Origin of the sequence: Rhizobium sp. BK313 (assembly GCF_014193655.1) — a bacterium.
Lineage (GTDB): Bacteria > Pseudomonadota > Alphaproteobacteria > Rhizobiales > Rhizobiaceae > Rhizobium.
Window position 1 is genome coordinate 1,538,242 of sequence record NZ_JACHZQ010000001.1, and the last position, 20,651, is coordinate 1,558,892.

A 20,651-nucleotide genomic window follows, 5' to 3' on the forward strand; every position below is an offset into this window, starting at 1 on the left:
GGCCCATGAACAGGCGTCGTCTTCTCATAGCAACTAGTTGAGCGGTGAACTACGGCGAAATTAGAGGTAGGCATCAAGCGTCTGCGAGCGCCGCGAAAGCTTCCTGGACATGCTGGCGACCGTCGAAAATAACGAATTCCATCGCCTTGTGCGCAGCCAGTCCGTCGTGGGCAGCAATGGCGTCCACAATGGCCATATGCGTATCGGCAATATTGCTGAAGCCGTTGCTAGAGGGAGGCGCACTCATACGGAACATGCCGACGAGGGCTGCTTCGATCAGGCCGCCAAGCGAGCGCATGAAGGGATTGTGGGAGGCCTCCGTGATCGCCAGATGAAAGTGAAGGTCGGCGAAGGCGAGACTGTCCGAAGTATGTTCCGGCGCGGCCATGGACATCGCAAGCCGTCGCAACAACTCGATCTCCTCGCTGCTGGCACGCTCCGCCACGAGACTGGCGGCAAACGGCTCGAAGGCCAGCCGAATGTCATAGAGATGGAGAAGGAACTCCTCGTTGACGCCGCTTTCGAAGTGCCAGGTCAACACCGCGCTGTCGAACATGTTCCAATGGATCTTTTCGGTAACGCGTGTTCCGACCCGCGCGCGCGGAACGACCAGGCCTTTTGCCGCCAGGGTCTTCATGCTCTCGCGCAGAACCGTTCGCGACACCTTGAACCGCTGCAGAAGATCGCTGTCGCCGGGGAGAATGCTACCGATGGGAAAGGCACCCGACACGATTGCTTTTCCAAGATCATCCACGACCTGAGCATGGCTCGTTCGTGATTTTCCTTCGGTTTTCCTGGTTTCAAGCAATCTGCTGCGCAAACACTCTGTCCTTCCCTTAGGCGTAACGTCGATTGAAGCGGGAAAGCAGCAGAAGGCCCTTCTGCATCAGAATAAACGCAAAGAGCAGTAGCCCGATCAATATCTTAGTCCACCAACTGGAGAGCGTTCCATCAAAGGTGATATAAGTCTGGATCAAGCCCTGTATGAGAATTCCGATGAGAGTTCCTCCAACGAACCCTGCTCCCCCCGTCAGCAATGTTCCGCCTATGACCACTGCGGCAATGGCGTCAAGCTCGACGCCAACCGTAGCCAGCGAATATCCAGCCGATGTATAGAGCGAAAAAACGATTCCGGATAGACCGGCAAGAAAGCCGGACAGCGCGTAGATCTGGATCGTCGTCCGGCCGACCGGAACGCCCATCAACTGAGCCGTCTGGACGCCGCCGCCCAGCGCATAGACGTTGGCTCCGAAGCGGGTGCGATGCGCAAGTACGATGCCGCCGGCAAAGACGATCAGCATGATGCCGCCGATCAGCGTCAGCCGGCCGCCGCCCGGCAGCAACAGATACAGATCGCTCAATTGCGAATAGAAATCATGCTCGATGGGGATGCTGTCGATCGACAGGACGAAAGCGATGCCGCGCGCAAGAAACATGCCCGCCAGGGTGACGATGAAGGGTGGCATGCTGAGATAATGGATGATGGCACCCATGCCTGCGCCGAAGATCGTTGTGATCGCCAGGACAAGCACGAAGGCGAGCAACGGGTGGATCGACGTATCCCGAAGAATTATCGCCAGGAAGACGCCTGTAAAGGCGATGACCGAACCGATCGACAGATCAATACCGCCGGAGAGGATAACGAAGGTCATTCCGACCGCAGCGATTCCGAGAAAAGCATTATCCGTCAGCAGGTTGCCCACAACCCGCGTCGACAACATGGTCGGAAACTGCAGCACACAGCCCGTATAGGCGAGGAGGAAAATGACGATCGTCGCAAGCAGCGGGAGATATTTCGAATTCATTTTGCCCGCTCCTCGTGGACCATCTGCGCCCCGGCACGTCGACGCCAGAAAAACGCCGTGATGGATTGGAGAGCCGGAGACTGGATGACCAGAATGATGATGACGATGACTGCCTTGATCACCAGATTGAATTCCGGCGGAAAGCCGGACAACAGGATGCCGGTATTGACCGATTGGATGATCATCGCGCCGATCAGCGAGCCGACAATGCTGAAGCGACCGCCAAGAAGAGAATTGCCGCCGACGACGACGGCCAAGATCGCGTCAAGTTCGAGCCAGAGACCGGCATTGTTCGCGTCGGCGCCCTTGATATCGGCGGAAACGATGATGCCCGCGATCGAGGCGCAAAGGCCGCTCAGCGCATAGACGGCGATCAGCAGCACCGGCGTCTGGATGCCCGACAGCGTGCTGGCCCGCCTGTTGATGCCGATCGCCTCGACGAGCATGCCCAGTGCCGTGCGCCTCACCAGAAGAATGACCGCCACTGCCACCAGCAGCCAGATGACGACAGGCATCGGCAGATAGGCGAAGGACCCACTTCCCAGGAAGATAAGGCCGTCATCATTGAAGGTCATGATCACGCCTTCGGTAATCAACTGGGCGATGCCGCGGCCCGCGACCATCAACACCAGTGTGGCGATGATTGGCTGAATGTCGAGAACCGCGACCAGGAACCCATTCCACAACCCGCATGCGAGTCCGACGCCGATGGTCAATATCAGCGTATAGGCGAGCGAATGCCCGGAGACGATCGCTGACGCCGCAACGGCGCCGCAAATTGCAATCACCGCGCCGACCGAGAGATCGATGCCCTTGGTGGCGATGACCAGTGTCATGCCGATGGACAGAAGTGCTACCGGCGCACCGCGATTGAGAACATCGATGATGCTGCCATACAATCTGCCATTCTGCATTTCCAGATGAAAGAATTGCGGGAACATGATGAAATTCAAAAGAAGAATGGCAGCCAGCGCAATAAGCTGCGGGGCCAGTCGAAACAGCAGAGCCTTGATCTGCGAAGTCATGCGTCCTCCCGCTTGCTCTCGCCCGTCGCTATGGAGTCGACGATATGGCTGGCGGAAATCTTCTCGCCTGTCAGTTCCGCAATATGCTCGCGGTCGCGCAGAACGATGACGCGGGAACTATACGCAACGAGCTCCTCCAGTTCGGAGGAAATCACAACCAGCGACATTCCCTGCCGGCACAGATCTTCAATCAGGCGGATGATTTCGGCGTGTGCACCGACATCGATGCCGCGCGTCGGCTCGTCGAGTATCAGGAAATTGGGATTGGTCGCCAGCCAACGTGCCAGAATGGCCTTTTGCTGATTGCCGCCGGACAGCAGCCTTATTGGCTTTTCGCGGTCGGTGGTGCGAATATCCAGCGCTTTGATATAGCGGTCGGCGATCGCGTTCTGCTCGCCGCGCGGCAACGGGCGCGCCCAGCCGCGGCGAGCTTGGAGTGCCATGACTATGTTTTCGCGGATGGAGAGATCACCGATGATGCCGTCCGTCTTTCGGTCTTCCGGGCAAAAGCCAAAGCCGTTCTTGATGGCGGCGCGCGGCCCCGAAAGGGTCACCGTCCTATCCTCGATTCTTGCCTCACCGCTGTCGGCGCGCTCGACGCCGAAAAGCACCTCCGCGGTTTCCGTGCGCCCGGAGCCCAACAGTCCGGCAACTCCGACTACTTCGCCGACACGAACCTCCAGGTCGAAGGGTTTGATCTTGCCGCGCTTACCGAAATTGGTGAAGCGATACTTCACCGGTCCGCTTTCGCTGACTGCCTGTTTCGCGGTCGCCTCGACCTGCGCAAGTTCGCGGCCAAGCATCATGGCGATCAGGGTTTGCCGCGAAAGGCCCTCCGCATCGCGCGTGCCGACAAGGCGACCGTTGCGAAGAACGGTTATGCGATCGCAGATTTGATAGACCTGCTCGAGAAAGTGCGTAATGAAAACAATGCCTAGCCCGCGCTGCTTCAGATTCCGGATAATACCGAAAAGCATGGCGACTTCTTGCGTGTCGAGGCTGGCCGTCGGCTCGTCAAGGATCAGGACCTTGCCGGAGAGATCGACGGCACGCGCGATTGCGATCACCTGCTGGATTGCGACGGAGAAACGGTCGAGCTGACGGCTGACATCGATGTCTATGCCGTATTGCGACAACAGGTCGTTCGCCATCTTGTTCATCACGCGGCTGCTAATCATGCCGAAGCGTCTCGGCTGACGGCCGAGAAACAGGTTTTCAGCGACGCTCAAATTGGCAAGGAGGTTCACCTCCTGATAGACCGTTCCGATGCCCAGTTTCTGGGCCGCGAGGGTGTCATGGGGATCGATCTCGGCACCATCGAGAACGAGGCTGCCCGCATCGCGGCGATAGGCGCCGGTCATGCACTTGATCAGCGTCGATTTTCCTGCACCGTTTTCGCCGAGAAGCGCATGGACCTCGCCCCGCCGCAATGTGAAATCGACATGATCAAGGGCGGTGGAACCGGGAAAATATTTGCAGAAACCAGTAGCTGTCAGAAGGCGCTCGACATCGTGAGCCATAGAGCAAGAATTTCCTTGGATTGAGCATGCAAAAGCGCGGAACATGCCGCTCTCACTGGGCGTGTCGGCAGGTCCGCGTCGAAAGCTCCGCATCGGCCGTTTGCCGGCCGATGCGGTTTGCTGTTTTACATCAGTAGCCCTGGTTCTTCTTCTCTTCGTAGACCTTCTCCGGGTTGTCAGCCTGTGTGTACAGCTTGGACTCGGTCTGGATCCACTTCGGCGGCTCCTTCTTGGTCTTCAGATAGGCGTCGAGGGCATCGAAGGCCGGGCCGGCCATGTTCGGCGTCAATTCCACCGTTGCGTTTGCTTCGCCGGCTGCCATGGCCTTGAAGAGATCCGGAACCGAATCGATGGATACGGTCAGGATATCCTTGCCCGGCTTCAGACCTGCTTCCTTGATCGCCTGGATGGCGCCGACGGCCATGTCGTCGTTGTGAGCATAGAGCGCGCAGATATCCTTGCCGCCGTTTTCGGCCTTCAGGAAGCTCTCCATGACTTCCTTGCCCTTGGCGCGGGTGAAGTCGCCCGTCTGGCTGCGCACGATCTTCAGATTGTCATGGCCCTTGATGGCTTCTTCAAAGCCCTTCTTGCGGGCAATCGCCGGAGAGGAACCGGTGGTCCCCTGAAGCTCGACGATGTTGCACTTCTTGTCGCCAACAGTCTTCACAAGCCAGTCGCCGGCAACCTTGCCTTCGTGAATCTGGTCGGAGGTGACGGCCGTCAGATAAAGGTCCTTCGGTGCGTTGATCGTACGATCAAGCAGGATGACGGGGATCTTGGCTTCCTTGGCTTCCTTCAGAACGGAATCCCATCCCGTTTCCACGACGGGCGCCAGCAGAATCGCGTCGACACCCTGTGCGATGAAGGAGCGAATCGCCTTGATCTGATTTTCCTGCTTCTGTTGGGCATCGGCGAATTTCAGATCGATGCCGCGTTTCTCAGCTTGCTGCTTGGTAACCGTCGTTTCCGCCGCACGCCAGCCGGATTCCGAACCGATTTGCGAAAAGCCAACGACCAAGTCCTTTGCCGATGCAGACGTAAACATGCAAGCAGCAAGAATCGTGGCACTCACCAGTGCAGTCTTCAATTTCATGATGTCCTCCCAATTGGCCGTCTCCTACGGCCAATGGGAAAAAATCATATAGTAATACTTTTGTAAATCGACATTCTGTGATGCACTGCAACAAAAAAGGGCGCCTTGGGCGCCCCTTTTCAACTCTCGCGATTTTAGACAGGCTTACTTTGACGAAGGAAGCTTGTCGTCGACGCCTTCGATGTAGAAATTCATGCCCAGCAAGGTGGCATCGTCGGCCTTTTCGCCGGCCTTCAGCCAGGGCGTGCCATCCTGCTTGTTGATCGGGCCGGTGAAGGGCGCGATCTCGCCGGACTTGATCTTGGCTTCGGTCTCTTCGGCCATCTTCTTCACGTCGTCGGGCATGTTGGTGTACGGCGCCATCTTCAGGATGCCGTCCTTCAGGCCGTCCCAGTTTTGTTCGGACTTCCACGTACCGTCGAGCAGCGCATGGACGCGTTTGGAGTAGTAGTTACCCCAAGTGTCGACGACGGCGGTCAACTGCGCATGCGGACCGGACGCGATCATGTCGGAAGCCTGGCCGAAGGCGTGGATGCCGCGCTCCTCGGCCACCTGCATCGGCGCGGTGGTGTCGGTATGCTGAGTCAGAATGTCGACGCCTTGGTCGACCATGGCCTTGGCAGCGTCGGCTTCCTTGCCTGGGTCGAACCAGGTGTTGACCCAGATGACCTTGAGCTTGAAGCTCGGATCGACCGAGCGTGCGCCCTGCTCGAAGGAGTTGATGCCCATGACCACTTCCGGGATCGGGAAGGAGGCGATATAGGCGGCGCCGTGGTTCTTCGACATCTTGGCGGCGATCTGACCCAGGATGTAGCGGCCTTCGTAGAAGCGCGAATTGTAGGTGGCCAGGTTCGGGCCGCTCTTGAAGCCGGTCGCATGCTCGAACTTCACCTTAGGGAACTTCGCGGCGACCTTGACGGTCGCATCCATGAAGCCGAACGAAGTGGAGAAGATCAGCGAGCAGCCGGAGCGCGCAAGGCGCTCGATGGCGCGCTCGGCGTCCGGGCCTTCCGGAACGTTTTCGAGATACGGCGTATCGATCTTGTTGCCGAACTCCTTCTGGATCTGCTGACGGCCGAGATCGTGCGCCTGCGAATAACCGCCGTCCGCATGCGAGCCGACATAGACAAAGCAGACCTTGGTCGGCGCCGCTTCGGCCGCGGCGCCGAAGCCGACAATGGCAGCAGCCGTGGTGGCGAGTGCGAGTGCTAGTTTCCTCATGGTTACCCCTGTTGGTTTGACGTAAGTTGCAAAAATCCGTCCGGTTGTTGTTGCCCTTAGCGTTCCGGAACGAAGGCCTTGCCAAGCGACGCTGGCGTGTTGATCAAGGTCGCGCGGCGATTTTGAGAAATGATGACTAGAACCACAATAGTCGATGCATAGGGTAGCATCGACAGAAATTGTGCGGGAATGCCGACCCCGAAGCCCTGCGCATGAAACTGCAGAATCGTCACCGCGCCGAAGAGATAGCCGCCGGCCATGACGCGCATCGGCCGCCAGGACGCGAAGACGACGAGTGCCAATGTCACCCAGCCGCGGCCGGCCGACATGTTCTCGACCCATTGCGGCGTGTAGACCAGCGACAGCTGCGCGCCGGCGAGCCCGGCGCAGGCGCCACCGAACATGACAGCGAGATAGCGCGTGCGGACGACGTCGATGCCCAGGGCATGTGCCGAATTGTGACTGTCGCCGACGGCGCGCAGCTTCAGGCCTGCGCGGCTACGGAAGAGGAACCAATTGACGCCGATGAGCAACGCGATCGAAAGATAGAAGGTCAGGTCCTGCTTGAAGAGCACCCGCCCGACGAGCGGAATGTCTGACAGCAGCGGGAAGACGATTTCGCGAAGCTGCACGCCAGGTACGCTGACATAGCCTTCGCCGATCATGCCGGAGAGGCCAAGGCCGAGGATAGTGAGCGCCAGACCCGTCGCGACCTGGTTGGTCACCAGCGTTAGTGTCAGGAACCCGAAAAGCAGCGAAAATAGCGCGCCAGCGACAATACCGGTGATGAGGCCCACATAGGGTGATCCACTGATCTGCGCGCCGACAAAAGCGGCGACCGCACCCATGATCATCATGCCTTCGACGCCCAGATTGAGAACGCCCGAGCGTTCCACCACCAGTTCGCCAAGACCGGCGATGACGAGCGGCGTCGAGGCCGTGATGATCGTCAGGAGGATTGCTTCAAATACACTCATGCCGCACCTCCCCGAACTCGTGACCAAATCAGCCGGATTTTGTAATAGATCAACGTATCGCAAGAGAGCACGAAGAACAGCAGTAACCCCTGGAAGACGCTCGCGGCCTTGGCGGAGATTCCAGGCGACAATTGCGCTGCCTCGCCGCCGAGATAGGTAAGCGCCAGCACGAAGCCGGAGAGGATCGCGCCGAGCGGATTGAGACGCGCCAGGAAAGCAACGATGATGGCAGTAAACCCGTAGCCCGGCGAGATCGCCGGCTGCAGATGGCCGATCGATCCGGAGACCTCGGAAATGCCGGCAAGACCTGCGAGCGCGCCGGAGAAGAGGAAGCCGAACCAGACCATTTTCCTGGAAGAGAAGCCGGCGAAGCGCCCTGCCCGTTCCGATTGGCCGAGCACGGTTACCTCAAAGCCCTTCAGCGTGTATTTCATCATGAACCAGGCAAGGAACGCCGCGACGATGGCAAAGACGATCCCCCAATGCGCACGGCCGGAATCCTCCCAGATCGCCGGCAGCGTCGCCTCCGGCGGAAAATCGATGCTCTGCGGGAAATTGTGGCCTTCCGGATCACGCCACGGCCCGCGTGACAGCCAATCCAGGAAGAGCTGCGCGATATAGACGAGCATGAGGCTCGTCAGGATCTCATTGGTGTTGAAATGCGCCTTCAACAGCGCCGGGATGGCGGCATAGAGGGCGCCACCGAGGGCGCCGGCGATCAGCATCAGGGGCAAGACCATCGGCGAATGCCAATCGGTGAAGACGATCGGGATGAAGGAACCGGTGACCGCGCCGATGGTGAACTGGCCTTCCGCACCGATGTTCCAGTTGTTGGAGCGGTAGCAGACGCACAGGCCGACTGCGATCAGGATCAGCGGTCCTGCCTTGATCGCCAGTTCGTGCAGAGACCAGACTTCCAATAGAGGCTCAACGAAGAAAGCGTCCAGCGCCTCCACAGGATCCTTGCCGAGCACGGCGAACATGATTGTGCCGGCGATCAGCGCCAGCACCAGGGCAAGCAGCGGCGACAGGAAGCCGAACAATTTCGAAACCTGCGGGCGCCTCTCGAGTTCAATGCGCATGCGCAGGCTCCGAATGGGTCTTGGATTCATGCAGGCCGCCCATCAGCAGGCCGATCTTCTCGCGCGTCAGCTCGCTTGCGGGGAAGGAAGGCGACAGCCGCCCCTCCGAGATCACGGCTATATCGGTGGCCACTTCGAATATCTCGTCGAGATCCTGACTGATGACCAGCACGGCTGATCCGTTGCTGGCAAGATCGACGAGCGCCTGGCGGATGCGGCTCGCCGCGCCGGCATCCACACCCCAGGTCGGCTGGTTGACGACGAGAACGGCCGGCTGCCGGTCGAGTTCGCGTCCGACGATGAATTTCTGCAGATTGCCGCCCGACAGTGATCCGGCCGCCGGATCATCGCCGCTCTTGCGCACATCCATGGCTTCCGAGATGCGCTTGGCCGCCTGCTTCACGGCACCATACTTGATGACGTTCAGGAAGCCGCCGCCGAGGAATGCCTTGTGGTCGGACTGGCTGCGCGCCAGCACGAGATTGTCGGAGAGCTTGAGGCTGGTAACGGCGGCATGGCCATGCCGTTCCTCAGGTACGAAGCCAGCACCGAGCAGGCGACGTGCATTGATGCCCTTGGTGCCGACCGCCTTACCGCGCACCAGGATCAAATCGTCGGAGGCCACGGTATGTTCACCGGAAACGACGTCGAACAGCTCCCCCTGCCCATTGCCGGCAACTCCGGCAATCGCCAGAATTTCACCGGCGCGAACGCGCAGCGAAACGTCCTTCAGCGACATGGCAAAAGGCGTGCGCGCAGGCACGGAAAGGCCGGCGATCTCGAGCTGAATATCACCCGGTTTCCCAAGGCCTTCATGCTTCACGCTCGCAACATCGCTGCCGACCATCATGCGTGCGAGCGAGCCGGTCGTTTCCTGCCGTGGATCACACGCACCGGTCACCCTGCCATGGCGCAGCACGGTGGCGCGGGAGCAGATGCGTTGCACCTCCTCCAGGCGATGGCTGATATAGAGAACCGAGCGGCCCTCGTCCCGCAGCTGAAACAGCGTTTCGAACATGCGGTCGGCTTCCTGCGGCGTCAGCACCGAGGTCGGCTCGTCGAGAATGATCAGCTTCGGATTCTGCAGGAGCGCCCGGACGATTTCGATGCGCTGGCGCTCGCCGACGGAAAGGTCGGCGACATGTGCATAGGGATCGAGTGGCAAGCCATAGGCCCGTGATAGGCTCGCTGCCTCCTCGGCGATCTTGCCGATCGGGATGCTGTCATCGAGGGAAAGGGCGATATTTTCGGCAACCGTCAGTGCCTCGAACAACGAGAAATGCTGAAACACCATGCCGATGCCGAGCTTGCGCGCGTCGCTTGGCGAGCCGATCGAAACGGGTTGGCCTTGCCAGGCGATCTCGCCCTCGGTCGGCTCCAAAACGCCGAACAGCATCTTCACGAGTGTGGATTTGCCTGCGCCGTTTTCGCCGAGCAGAGCGTGAATCTCGCCCGGTCGGATTTCCAGATCAATTCCGTTGCAGGCAGCAAAGCTACCGAACAGCTTCGTCAGTTTGCGGACCGACAATAACGCACCGGTTGCCGGTACATCGGATGACGACACGTTCCCCTCATTTCTTTCCCACCGTCCTGCCTTTTTGGATCTATGGGATCAGCAGCGTAGTTCCACTCGTTTTTCTTGTTTCCAGATCCGTGTGCGCGCGCCCCGCATCGCTCAACGGATAAGTCTGGTTGATATTGATACGCACTTCGCTGCTTTGCACAACAGCAAATAATGCTTTTGCGCTGGCTCTCAGCTCCTCAGGAGTCGCGATATAGGCGAAAAGGCTTGGCCGTGTTGCAAAAAGTGAACCCTTCTGATTGAGGATCGCAAGGTTAAAATTTTCAATCGGGCCAGAGGATTGACCGAAGGTCACCCACATGCCGCGCGGCTTCAGACAATCGAGAGACTGCGGAAAAGTGTCACGGCCGATCGAGTCATAGACAACATCGACACCCTTGCCGCCGGTAATCTCACGGACACGGTCGACGAAGCTATCACTGCTGTAATCGATGACATGATCATAGCCATGTGCCAACGCCAGTTGCGCCTTGTCGGGCGAGCCGGCCGTTCCGATCACCGTGGCGCCAAGAGCCTTAGCCCATTGACCGGCGATCAATCCGACGCCGCCGGCAGCAGCATGAAACAACAGCACGGTTTCTGGCCCGACCTTGAATGTGCGGTTGAGGAGATATTCAGCCGTCATCCCCTTCAGCATCATCGACGCCGCGGTCTCAAGCTCGATATCATCCGGAACCTTGACGACATAACGCGTTTCGATGTTGCGCTCGACGCTATAGGCGCCATCACCACCGACATAGGCAACACGATCGCCGACTGCAAAATCGCTCACATCAGGTCCAACGGCTGATATCGTGCCGGCCGCCTCCTTGCCGAGCGGCAGTGGGAAATAAGGCGCCTTATAGAGACCCGAGCGGAAGTAGATGTCGACGAAATTCAATCCGATCGCGGCATGGCGAATCTGCACCTCGCCGGCACCTGGCGAAGGCAGATCGACCTCCTCCAGCTTCATAACTTCCGGACCACCGTTTTGATGGATGCGAATAGCGTGGGTCTTCATCATGGCTTACAAACCCTATTGACGCCCGAGGGACGGGAAAAACTGCAGCACTGCACCGATGCAATAGAGATAGATGCCGCTGACGATAAACAAGACAACGGCCCATTGCGGCATGACGAAATGCATCAGCAACGAATACATGCCGAGGGCGGACCAAAACAGGAATATGCCGAGATTAAGTGGCCGCAGCCGCTTGACCCGCACGGGATGCAGAAAATTGATCGGCAGGAAGGTCAAAACCACCGAAACGCCGACGAGAACCATAGCGGTCGTCGCGCTGGCACCGATGACGAAGAGCGTAAAGATCACCATGTTCCAGACGACCGGGAAACCGGAGAAAAAATATTCCTCCGTCTTCATGCCCGTATCGGCATAGTAGATAGCGCTGGAGACGACGATCATCCCGGCGGCGACGAAGGACCAAGGCTGGCCGATCATGCCGCTTTCATAAAGGGCGAAGGCCGGCAGCAGCACATAGGTCACATAGTCGATGATGTTGTCGAGCGTGTCGCCGGACCAATTCGGCAACACCTCCTTGACGCTAACTTTGCGGGCAATCGGCCCATCGATGCCATCGACAAGCAATGCCAGGCCAAGCCACCAGAACATATCGACAAAGCGATGTTCCGCGGCCGCAACAACGCCGAGAAAGGCAAGAAAAGAGCCGGATGCCGTCAATATATGCACGGAGAAGGCACGAATCTCCGCATAAGGCACCCGCTTGTAATTGAAGATTTTCATGCGCCCCGTTACTCGCCTGCTTATCTACCTGCCCCGGCAGGCGATTTTTTCTTGTTAATATGCACCCTTTGCACAGCACTGCCAGCGCAAAAACGCCTGTGCCGCCACAGGCTAGCGTGAGTTCCTGTCATTTTCACCCGTTGCGATGTTTCATCCCATGGATTTCAACAGGCTAAGCGTTTATTTTCAGAACTAATGACAATGAGGCATCGATATGAAGCAGGTTGAAGTGGCCGTCATCGGCGGCGGTCTGGCGGGCATGATCGCGGCGATCGCCTTGGCGCGCGGCGGGCGAGCTGTTGCCCTCGTAGCTACGCCGCATAACAAAGCCGACCGGCGGACGACGGCGCTGATGGACCAATCGATTCGCTTCCTGGAGCGGCTGGCGCTTTGGGACCAGATTGTGCCTTCGACCGCCGCATTGACGACAATGCAGATCATCGATGGCACGACACGACTGCTGCGTGCGCCGACCGTCGCCTTTCGGGCCTCGGAAATCGGGCTCGACGCCTTCGGCTACAACATCCCCAACGCTTCGTTGCTCAGCACCCTCAGCGAGGCCGTAAAGACGGAGGGCAACATTACGCTCATCGAGACGATGGCCTCCGAGGTCGCCGTCCGCGACGATGGCATCGCCATCACCCTCGAAGACGGCGATACGGTGGAAGCGGCTTTTGTCGTCGGTGCGGACGGGCGCAATTCAATGGTGCGGGAAACGGTCGGGATCAAGGTCAAGACCTGGTCTTATCCGCAATCGGCCATGGTACTGAATTTTGCGCATTCACTGCCGCATCAGAACATTTCGACGGAATTCCATACCGAAAGCGGGCCGTTCACCCAGGTCCCCCTGCCCGGCAACCGCTCCAGCCTCGTCTGGGTGCAAAAGCCGGCGGAAGCCGCCGCCAATGCCGAAAAATCGTTGGAAGACCTCGGCCGCCTGATCGAGGACCGCATGCAGTCGATGCTCGGCAAGGTCACGGTCGAGGACAATGTCCAGGTCTGGCCGCTCTCCGGCATGACCGCCTATCGCTTCGGCAAGGGCCGCGCTGCGCTGATCGGCGAAGCCGCGCATGTTTTCCCGCCGATCGGCGCACAGGGGCTGAACCTCAGTCTGCGCGATATCCTGACGCTCGTCGAAATTCTGGCAAGCCCCACCGGCCAGCCGATTTCAGCATCCGCCGGCGACAGTTTCGACCGCCGCCGCCGCGTCGACATCATCAGCCGCACAGCCAGCGTCGATCTGCTCAACCGCTCTCTGCTTTCAGATTTCCTGCCCGTCCAGATGCTGCGAGCCGCGGGCCTGCACGTCCTTTCGGCCATTCCGCCATTGCGCAATATCGTTATGCGCGAAGGCATCGAGCCGGGCGGCGGCTTGCGCGGCTTTCCCTCGATGCTAAGGGAAAAGCTGCGCCGGTAAGGCACCGGATTTGATCAGGTAAAGCACCAGCGATACCGTCACTACAGAACAGGCCGTGGTGATCAGGATCGTGGCGGAAGCCCGCTCCTGCCAGACGCCATATTGTTGGCCGATGACGAATACATTCGTCGCCGTTGGGAGGGCTGCGAGCAGCACCGCCGATTCGATCCAGATCGGATCGAAGCCACCGACCGCTTGCAGCACGACATAGACGACCAGCGGATGCAAAACGAGCTTGACCGGCACGATATAGCCAATCTCGGCCGGGATGCGCTTCAGCGGCCGCAGCGCCAATGTCACGCCCATGGCGAACAACGCGCAGGGTGCGGCGGCCTGGGCGAGGTAATCGACAAAGCGCTGGAAGGCGATTGGTTGGTCGACCGAAAGGGCGGCGGCGGCAAAACCGAGAGCTGTCGACAAAATGAAGGGATGCAACAGCACCTTCTTGGCGATGTCGGCAGCAAGCCGCCACGGCGAACGCTTGTCGCCGCCCTCAATCGCCATCAGCGCCGGCGCGACGATGAAATGTAGGGCATTTTCAAAGCAGACGATCAGGGCGACGGGAACGGCCGCCTTCTCGCCGAGCGCCAACAGAGCCAGACCGGGACCCATATAGCCGATATTGCCGTAAGCACCGGCAAAGGGCTGGATCGTACTGTCGGCCAGCGAATTGCGGCGTAGGAATCGTCCAATCAGGAACAACAACAGAAAGATCAGATAGGTCGCGGCAATGTCGGTGACGACGAAACCTGCGCGCGTCAACTGCTCGATCGGCGTTTTAGAGACGAGCTTGAAGAACAGAGCCGGCAGCGCGGCATAGATGATGAAAGTATTGAGCCAGCCAAGCGCCTCGGCCGACTGTTTTGTGACACGCGCGGCGATGTAACCGATCACGATCAGGCCGAAGAACGGCAGCAACAGACCGACGATGTCAGCCATTGGGCATATCCATTTTGGATGATTGGAAAGGGAGACGGAGCGTGCTTAGCCGATTTGCATCAGGATTGGAAAGGTCTGTTGGAACCAGATCGCCATATCGCTGACATAGCCGAATATGAACGCCAGGCCGGTCAGCACGAGCAGCCCGCCCATGACCTTTTCGACAGTGCCGAGATGGCGGCGAAAGCGGACAAGAAAGCTCATGAAGGCGCCGGAAAAACCGGCAGCGATCCAGAACGGTATGGCAAGGCCGAGCGAATAGATGGCGAGCAGTCCGGCGCCGGCGCCGACCGTCTCGCGCGAAGCCGCAACGCCGAGGATCGCTCCGAGCACAGGGCCGATGCAGGGTGTCCAGCCGAATGCGAAGGCGAGTCCCATGATATAGGCGCCCGTCAGCGTCGCCGGCTTGCCGCCACCTTGAAAACGTGCCTCGCGAGCCAGAATGCCAAGCCGGAAAACACCAAGGAAATTCAGGCCCATGATAACGATGATCAGGCCGCCGATCTTGGCAAGGATATCGAGATGCTGGCGCAGCAGAATGCCGATCGAGGACGCGCCTGCGCCGAGGGCTATAAACACGGTCGCGAAGCCGAGCGTGAAGAACAGCGCCGAAAACAGCACGTTGCCGCGAACGCTTGGTCCTGCTGCGACAGCCGCTCCGCCACCACGGAATTGCTCGACGGAAATACCGGCCATGTAGCAGAGATAAGGCGGCACCAGCGGCAATACGCAGGGCGAAAGAAACGAAAGCGCTCCGGCGATCAGGGCGCTCAGAAGCGAGATATCGGCAAGCGACACGATAGACTCCGGCTATGTCATTCAGCCGTCTTACTAGCGTCGCGGCTGCCGGAAGGCCAATCACCTTTTCGCGGGTGGCGCGGCCGATGCGAATTCATTGGTCATCGGATGAAAAAGTACAAAAGAAACCCGCCGAGGCGGGTCCCTTCGCCTTTTCAGAGAGGCGGCCGATGAATGCGGGCCGTCAGCACTTTTCTGTTACTGACACACCAAATAAGCGCTCGGCTCGCATGAGCAGGCGTATGCAGGAGTCGGGCAAACCATATCCTGAAGGCTATGATCGTCACAATTACAGGTAATGGCGTATGAGGACCGGTCCGGCATCTTCAATATATTGACGGTTGCGTATCCGCTTCCGAGGTCCGCACGCCTATATTGGAAGCTGGAAGCGGGATTGCTGGTGTCGGGCTTACCGGCAGGAGGGGCCGCCTGAGCAGCTGTTGCGAGCGCCGCAATGGTCATCATTGCCAGCCAGCTCAATCTATGTCGTCCTATCATTGGGTAGTTCCTTAAAAACTCGTTTGACCCCTACCCCCAATGTCGGTCGTCTACGCTATCCGCAATCCCCAATTGCACAAAACCACGCCCCGCAAACTGTGCCGCGAGACGCACCGAATATAACTCATACGCCACATGCTCAATAGTGGCGTTTGAAAAAAACAGATCCCGATGGGAGTACCATTGGCGGGCGACGCGTTTTCACCGCCGATGCAAGAAGGAGAAGCCGCATCGGGCCGCGGGGAACTGACCGGTCCGACGGTCTCCAGGAACATTCGGACTGAGCTTTCGCACTGTGCAGCAGCGTATACGGATGGCGGAAGCGGCTCACCAATTAGGGCCTTTTTCAGATACTACTAATATCTGAATTTACCTGGCTCAACATGGGCACCATTGTTTCTAGCCGTCCAATGACTGCAGGAGCGTGTTATGGTGCCTATTGATACAGAGCATTTCGAAACCTCAGGGATCGAAAATGGCAGCCCCCTTGGCATGATTCAGACACACGATTCGTCGGCCGACGCGACGAGACACAAATCCGAGAACGTGTTGCGGCTGAAAGCCGAAGGAAAGTCGATGGATTGTATCGCCCGTGAGGCGGGCGTCAGTCGATCGACCGTGACCAGAATCATGCGTTATGTGGAACGAGCATCCGCCGTGTAGTAGGCCCGTCTTGAACCGGGCTATGATCTCGGGCGCAATGAACCGGTTGCCCTACCAATGCCGGCACCGAAATTTGATTTTATTGAGTTTTTGGTGAGAGCGATGGGATTCGAACCCATGACCTACTGATTAAAAGTCAGTTGCTCTACCGGCTGAGCTACGCTCTCCCCGTCCGCGGGTGATTTGCACCCCGGCTGGAAGTGCGCGGAACATATGCAGACGCCCTATTGCGGTCAACCCATAAAATCATCGTTACAGCGATGCAAAATGCTTTTCCGCATGTCGAAGTAGTGAACCCCGCCTGTCTCGACGACCGAATCGGGAAGATCGGCGAAAGAGACCCCGAGTCTTTCGTTGCAAAAACAAGGATTGGTCGTTTTGATGACAAGACGCCGCGCAAGTCCTCAATATTAAGACTAGCTTATGGATTATTCTTGCCTTTTTGGGAGATTGCCGCACATTTTTTGAGTGCCAACTACGCCTTTCTTATTCAAATGAATGACTCGGCGATCGTGAGTTTGGAATGTTACCACGGTTTTGATACGATGATTTGAACGAATACGGCATTCTCGAAACTTTTCGCTGCATTCTTAGGACATCTGTTCGGTATCACGTTGGGTTCGGCACTGGGGTTGAGGGGGCGCCATGAAGCAGAAATCCGAGCTTTATAAATGGTGCAAGGCACAGGAACAATTTCTGCGTTTCCATTTGCGATGTCTGAAACAAGGCCGTATCCGCGTGCACGCCGTCGAAAACAATCGGTTCATCGATACGACCGATGAAATTACCGAGGATCTGAGAAAACAGCTCGCCGATCTTAGAGCTTGCCTTGGTGCACCGGAACAACCGTAACATTTTCCGTCAATAGTCACGATTGCAACGAGCAACCCTGATCGCGAGCTACGCGCAATTGTTTGGGGCGCGAATCGCTTTTGGTGTAGTATCGTTGATTGTTAACAACCCGCCGATTCCTCAGGAGGTTCTTTATGGAAGACGCAAACGTTGGTTGGATCGCAGCAATCATCATTGGCGGCGTTGCCGGCTGGCTCGCTGAGAAGCTCATGGAAAGCAACATGGGCCTGATCATGAACATCATCCTCGGCATTGTCGGGGCAATTGTTGCTAGCTGGCTCCTGAGGGTTCTGGGTGTCGCATTGCCTTTCAATGCATGGGTGAATTACCTCATCACCGGCTTTGTCGGTGCTTGTATCCTTATTTTCGTCGGCCGACTGATCAGACGATAGACGCGCGCCACGCGGGCAAAAGCCTATCGGGAGAGGGAATTGTCAAAGGGAAGACGGAACACTCGCCTTCCCTTTTATTGCATTTGTGTGACATCGCGGCCGTTACAACCCTTTTCAACCTGGCCTACAGCCCTAGCTTCCTTGGTAGAACGGAAAGAGGAGGTTTGAAGCATGACGGAAAGCGCCAATCAGACGCCGGGCCGGAAGGTGATCCGCGGTCGCCCCTACAGCATCGCCGAATTTGCGCGGAAATATCGCCTCGACGACGAGGAGGCCAAGCGGCTGTACGACAAGTTCGGCCCATCTTCGACGGAACTGGATTTGCTGATGGCTGCAAAACGGAAACCGCCGAGCTTTTCCTCCGCAATCGGCTATTGATCGAATAGCTAAACAATCTGAGCCGGGCTCTCGCCCGGCCTTTGTCTGTCCGCCTGCACCAAGATCAAAGCTCCGGCAGTTTCGGACGGTTTACCAGTGCCGTTGCGATGACGGCAACGACCTTGCTGCGGGTTTCGTCCGACAGCGGTAGCGCCGCCTTAGCAAGGTGTTCTGCACCAGGAAGATCGAGACACCGGGGTTGAGCAGCAGGCGGAACCTGCGGCAGATGGCGCCGTTGGTCGACACGGTTGGCCCGCACCAAATCGCCATGTGAGGCTCCCGATCTGATATATCACAGCAACTTGCCATCTCGGAAACGACGTGCCAGTATGTGATATATCAGAACCGATCGGAATCAGACGGGAATGCAGAATTCGCAAAGCCACCTCGCCTATCTCGCCCTCGAGCATCGGATCGTTACGCTGGCGCTGAAACCCGGCGCGCTGGTAACGGAGAAGCAGTTGATCGAGTTGGCGGGTCATGGGCGCACGCCGGTGCGCGAGGCGATCCAGAAGCTGGCGTGGCAAGGGCTGATCCATGTGCGGCCCCGTGTCGGATTACAGATCGCGGAAATTCGGCCCGATGACCATATGCATGTCATGCAGGTCAGGCGCGAGCTCGAGCCGATCGCGGCATCGCTGGTCGCCAGCCACGCCACTCAGGAACAGCGGGAACAACTGCTCGACTGCGCCAGGCTGATGACCGATTGCGCCGTCACAGGCGATCTTTCCGGCTTCTTCGCCGCCGACAAGACATTCGATGAAATTCTCGAGGATGCCTGCCCAAACGGCTTCATCACGGCCGCACTCGGACCGGTGCAGACCCATTCGCGCAGGCTCTGGTATTCGACCGCGACGCCTGACGGCATGGACCGGTCGATCGCACTGCACGTCCGTGTCATCAAGGCCATCCATCAGGGCAATGCCGAAGACGCCAGCAATGCAATGGCGACGCTGATCGATTATCTCAGCGACAAATAAAAAAGGCAGCCTCGTTACCGAGGCCGCCCTTCCCTATTCCAATAGTTAGAAATTCTTAGAGCGGTTCAGCTTTTCACAAAAACGCTGAACCGCTCTATCTTTTTTTCCTGGCATTGCTTTAGCCGACGAAAGCGCGTTCGATTACGAACTCGGCAGGCTTGCTATTGGCGCCTTCATTGAGTCCTGCCTTCTCAAGCAGGTCCTTGGTGTCCTTCAACATGGCCGAGGAGCCGCAGATCATGCCGCGGTCGATAGCGGGATCCAGCGGGGGAACGCCCAGATCGGCGAAGAGTTTGCCGTTTTCGATGAGATCGGTGATCCGTCCTTTGAAAGGAAACTCTTCGCGAGTGACGGTCGCGTAGTGACGCAGCTTGTCGCCAACGACTTCGCTCAGGATTTCATCGTTGCGGATTTCCTCGACGAGATCGAAACCGTATTTCAGCTCCGCTACATCGCGGGTCGTATGCGTGAGGATCACTTCCTCGAACTTTTCATAGGTCTCGGGATCGCGGATCAGGCTGGCGAAAGGCGCGATGCCGGTGCCGGTCGAGAACATATAAAGCCGCCTGCCTGGTGTCAGTGCGTCAAGCACGAGCGTACCCGTCGGCTTCTTGCGCATCAGAACTTCGTCACCCGGCTTGATGTTCTGCAGATGCGAGGTCAGCGGACCATCCGGCACCTTGATCGAGAAGAATTCCAGCTCGTCCGCCCAGGCGGGGCTCGCGATCGAATAGGCGCGGTAAAGCGGCTTGCCATCGACCATGAGACCGATCATCGCAAATTCGCCCGAGCGGAAACGGAAGCCCTGCGGCCGGGTCATCGTGAAACGAAAGAGCCGGTCGGTGTAGTGCGTCACGCTCAGCACCTTCTCGGCGAAAACGCCGGCGGGTACTGCGGAAACAAATTCTTCGGTCTTGGCGGGGGCGTTCATTCGGTATCGGATCCCGTATTCGTCGTACACGTCATTCTTGGCAAGCTGCATCTCGCGAGGCTGATATTATAGTATAGCCCGGATTTAAAGGCATTCTATTCCATCCGGCGACGCTGGCATAAAATATGCGTGTTCCTGTCAAGATTCACGTAATCATGCGAGCTACATATATAGATCACCAGAATACGGCAATCCGATGTATCTCGCATTGCCGCAACTCTCGGAGCAAAAGCCGAATCAGGCCGTTTTGGTCGCCTGACGGCGCCAACTATAAGCCTGGCCACCCTCGGCATGCCGGGCAGTCGGCTGATAGTGATGCGGGATACCCGGCAAGCGGTGTTCTGAAAGCCGCTTCAGCGCCGTCTCGTTGGTGACCGCGAAGCTGTCGATGCCGACGCGCAGCATCAATGGAATCTGGTCGATCAGCACATCGCCGACCGCACGCAGTTCGTTGGTATAACCGAGGCGTTGGCGCAGCAGCGACGCATGGCTGAAGGCGCGGCCGTCGTTGAAAGCCGGGAACGCCACCGCCACGATCTCCAGGCGATAGAGGTAGGGCTCCAGCCGGGTCACATCATCGGCCGGCTTGATCACCACGCCGAGGCCGACATCGTTGCTTTCCTCAGCCTTGGCGATCAGCGCGTCGAGGCCGAGCAACGGCTTCTGCTCTTCGGTCGCCTTGACCTCATCGGTTTCGATAATCCAGGGATCGTTTGCGACAAAACCGGTTTCCCGCCAAATCTTCGTCATGGTCATC

23 protein-coding genes and 1 tRNA gene are annotated in these 20,651 nt (G+C 58.2%); 7 read left to right on the plus strand and 17 right to left on the minus strand.

The window, feature by feature from the left end; genetic code table 11:
• Window positions 1-73 precede the first annotated feature (73 nt).
• From FHT86_RS07260 to pcsA, 11 genes are all read right to left on the minus strand, one after another.
• The gene (locus FHT86_RS07260) at window positions 74-820 is read right to left on the minus strand and encodes a FadR/GntR family transcriptional regulator (RefSeq protein WP_133706182.1); all 747 of its coding nucleotides are present in this window, start codon (window positions 818-820) and stop codon (window positions 74-76) included.
• A 16-nt stretch (window positions 821-836) separates the two neighbouring features.
• Complete coding sequence (gene yjfF, locus FHT86_RS07265) at window positions 837-1,805, minus strand: galactofuranose ABC transporter, permease protein YjfF (RefSeq protein ID WP_133706183.1); 969 nt, start codon at window positions 1,803-1,805, stop codon at window positions 837-839.
• A complete protein-coding gene (locus tag FHT86_RS07270; RefSeq protein WP_133706184.1) occupies window positions 1,802-2,830 on the minus strand; it encodes an ABC transporter permease in 1,029 nt (342 codons plus the stop codon). The genes yjfF and FHT86_RS07270 overlap by 4 nt, the downstream gene beginning before the upstream one ends.
• Entirely contained in the window at window positions 2,827-4,350 is a 1,524-nt protein-coding gene (ytfR, locus tag FHT86_RS07275) for a galactofuranose ABC transporter, ATP-binding protein YtfR (protein WP_133706185.1), read from the minus strand. Before ytfR ends, FHT86_RS07270 begins: the two co-directional genes overlap by 4 nt.
• Before the next feature lie 130 nt (window positions 4,351-4,480).
• Complete coding sequence (gene ytfQ / locus FHT86_RS07280; protein ID WP_133706186.1) at window positions 4,481-5,443, minus strand: galactofuranose ABC transporter, galactofuranose-binding protein YtfQ; 963 nt, start codon at window positions 5,441-5,443, stop codon at window positions 4,481-4,483.
• Between the two features lie 144 nt (window positions 5,444-5,587).
• Entirely contained in the window at window positions 5,588-6,664 is a 1,077-nt protein-coding gene (locus FHT86_RS07285) for a BMP family ABC transporter substrate-binding protein (protein ID WP_133706187.1), read from the minus strand.
• Between the two features lie 56 nt (window positions 6,665-6,720).
• On the minus strand, window positions 6,721-7,641 hold the full coding sequence (locus tag FHT86_RS07290; protein WP_133706188.1) for an ABC transporter permease: 921 nt from the start codon (window positions 7,639-7,641) through the stop codon (window positions 6,721-6,723).
• Window positions 7,638-8,723 carry an ABC transporter permease gene (locus FHT86_RS07295; protein WP_133706189.1) on the minus strand — a complete coding sequence of 362 codons (1,086 nt, stop codon included), beginning with the start codon at window positions 8,721-8,723 and terminating at the stop codon, window positions 7,638-7,640. Before FHT86_RS07295 ends, FHT86_RS07290 begins: the two co-directional genes overlap by 4 nt.
• Window positions 8,713-10,287 carry an ABC transporter ATP-binding protein gene (locus tag FHT86_RS07300; RefSeq protein WP_133706190.1) on the minus strand — a complete coding sequence of 525 codons (1,575 nt, stop codon included), beginning with the start codon at window positions 10,285-10,287 and terminating at the stop codon, window positions 8,713-8,715. The genes FHT86_RS07295 and FHT86_RS07300 overlap by 11 nt, the downstream gene beginning before the upstream one ends.
• Window positions 10,288-10,327: 40 nt before the next feature.
• Entirely contained in the window at window positions 10,328-11,308 is a 981-nt protein-coding gene (locus tag FHT86_RS07305) for a quinone oxidoreductase family protein (RefSeq protein ID WP_133706191.1), read from the minus strand.
• A gap of 12 nt (window positions 11,309-11,320) precedes the next feature.
• Window positions 11,321-12,046 carry a phosphatidylcholine synthase gene (pcsA, locus tag FHT86_RS07310; protein WP_133706192.1) on the minus strand — a complete coding sequence of 242 codons (726 nt, stop codon included), beginning with the start codon at window positions 12,044-12,046 and terminating at the stop codon, window positions 11,321-11,323.
• A gap of 214 nt (window positions 12,047-12,260) precedes the next feature.
• Here pcsA and FHT86_RS07315 point away from each other — a divergent pair, with 214 nt between their 5' ends.
• Window positions 12,261-13,463, plus strand: coding sequence for a UbiH/UbiF family hydroxylase (locus FHT86_RS07315; protein WP_133706193.1), 1,203 nt, complete (start codon window positions 12,261-12,263; stop codon window positions 13,461-13,463).
• Here the strand turns inward: FHT86_RS07315 and FHT86_RS07320 are convergent.
• Both FHT86_RS07320 and FHT86_RS07325 read right to left on the minus strand, forming a co-directional pair.
• Window positions 13,440-14,402 carry an AEC family transporter gene (locus FHT86_RS07320; RefSeq protein ID WP_133706194.1) on the minus strand — a complete coding sequence of 321 codons (963 nt, stop codon included), beginning with the start codon at window positions 14,400-14,402 and terminating at the stop codon, window positions 13,440-13,442. The two genes, FHT86_RS07315 and FHT86_RS07320, sit on opposite strands and share 24 nt — an antisense overlap.
• A gap of 45 nt (window positions 14,403-14,447) precedes the next feature.
• Window positions 14,448-15,200 (minus strand): cytochrome c biogenesis CcdA family protein, encoded by a 753-nt coding sequence (locus FHT86_RS07325; RefSeq protein ID WP_133706195.1) that lies wholly within the window; start codon window positions 15,198-15,200, stop codon window positions 14,448-14,450.
• A 927-nt stretch (window positions 15,201-16,127) separates the two neighbouring features.
• Between FHT86_RS07325 and FHT86_RS07330 the strand changes: the two genes are divergently transcribed.
• The gene (locus tag FHT86_RS07330; RefSeq protein WP_133706196.1) at window positions 16,128-16,361 is read left to right on the plus strand and encodes a helix-turn-helix domain-containing protein; all 234 of its coding nucleotides are present in this window, start codon (window positions 16,128-16,130) and stop codon (window positions 16,359-16,361) included.
• Window positions 16,362-16,452: 91 nt separating this feature from the next.
• On the opposite strand, the gene FHT86_RS07335 is transcribed toward FHT86_RS07330, so the two are convergent.
• Window positions 16,453-16,528 (minus strand) — tRNA-Lys (locus FHT86_RS07335).
• Window positions 16,529-16,621: 93 nt separating this feature from the next.
• Between FHT86_RS07335 and FHT86_RS07340 the strand changes: the two genes are divergently transcribed.
• The 4 genes from FHT86_RS07340 (at window position 16,622) to FHT86_RS07355 (ending at window position 17,983) form a co-directional block, all read left to right on the plus strand.
• Complete coding sequence (locus FHT86_RS07340; RefSeq protein ID WP_133706197.1) at window positions 16,622-16,915, plus strand: hypothetical protein; 294 nt, start codon at window positions 16,622-16,624, stop codon at window positions 16,913-16,915.
• A gap of 91 nt (window positions 16,916-17,006) precedes the next feature.
• The gene (locus tag FHT86_RS07345) at window positions 17,007-17,213 is read left to right on the plus strand and encodes a hypothetical protein (protein WP_133706198.1); all 207 of its coding nucleotides are present in this window, start codon (window positions 17,007-17,009) and stop codon (window positions 17,211-17,213) included.
• Window positions 17,214-17,347: 134 nt separating this feature from the next.
• The gene (locus tag FHT86_RS07350; protein WP_133706199.1) at window positions 17,348-17,605 is read left to right on the plus strand and encodes a GlsB/YeaQ/YmgE family stress response membrane protein; all 258 of its coding nucleotides are present in this window, start codon (window positions 17,348-17,350) and stop codon (window positions 17,603-17,605) included.
• 171 nt (window positions 17,606-17,776) lie between these two features.
• Window positions 17,777-17,983, plus strand: a complete 207-nt coding sequence (locus tag FHT86_RS07355; RefSeq protein WP_133706200.1) for a hypothetical protein — start codon at window positions 17,777-17,779, stop codon at window positions 17,981-17,983.
• Window positions 17,984-18,047: 64 nt separating this feature from the next.
• Here FHT86_RS07355 and FHT86_RS07360 read toward each other — a convergent pair whose 3' ends face one another.
• On the minus strand, window positions 18,048-18,242 hold the full coding sequence (locus FHT86_RS07360; protein WP_133706201.1) for a hypothetical protein: 195 nt from the start codon (window positions 18,240-18,242) through the stop codon (window positions 18,048-18,050).
• A gap of 106 nt (window positions 18,243-18,348) precedes the next feature.
• Between FHT86_RS07360 and FHT86_RS07365 the strand changes: the two genes are divergently transcribed.
• Complete coding sequence (locus FHT86_RS07365) at window positions 18,349-18,963, plus strand: GntR family transcriptional regulator (protein ID WP_133706202.1); 615 nt, start codon at window positions 18,349-18,351, stop codon at window positions 18,961-18,963.
• A gap of 118 nt (window positions 18,964-19,081) precedes the next feature.
• On the opposite strand, the gene FHT86_RS07370 is transcribed toward FHT86_RS07365, so the two are convergent.
• Window positions 19,082-19,894 (minus strand): ferredoxin--NADP reductase, encoded by an 813-nt coding sequence (locus tag FHT86_RS07370; RefSeq protein ID WP_133706203.1) that lies wholly within the window; start codon window positions 19,892-19,894, stop codon window positions 19,082-19,084.
• A gap of 237 nt (window positions 19,895-20,131) precedes the next feature.
• Window positions 20,132-20,644, minus strand: coding sequence for a DUF934 domain-containing protein (locus FHT86_RS07375; protein WP_133706204.1), 513 nt, complete (start codon window positions 20,642-20,644; stop codon window positions 20,132-20,134).
• Window positions 20,645-20,651: the final 7 nt, after the last annotated feature.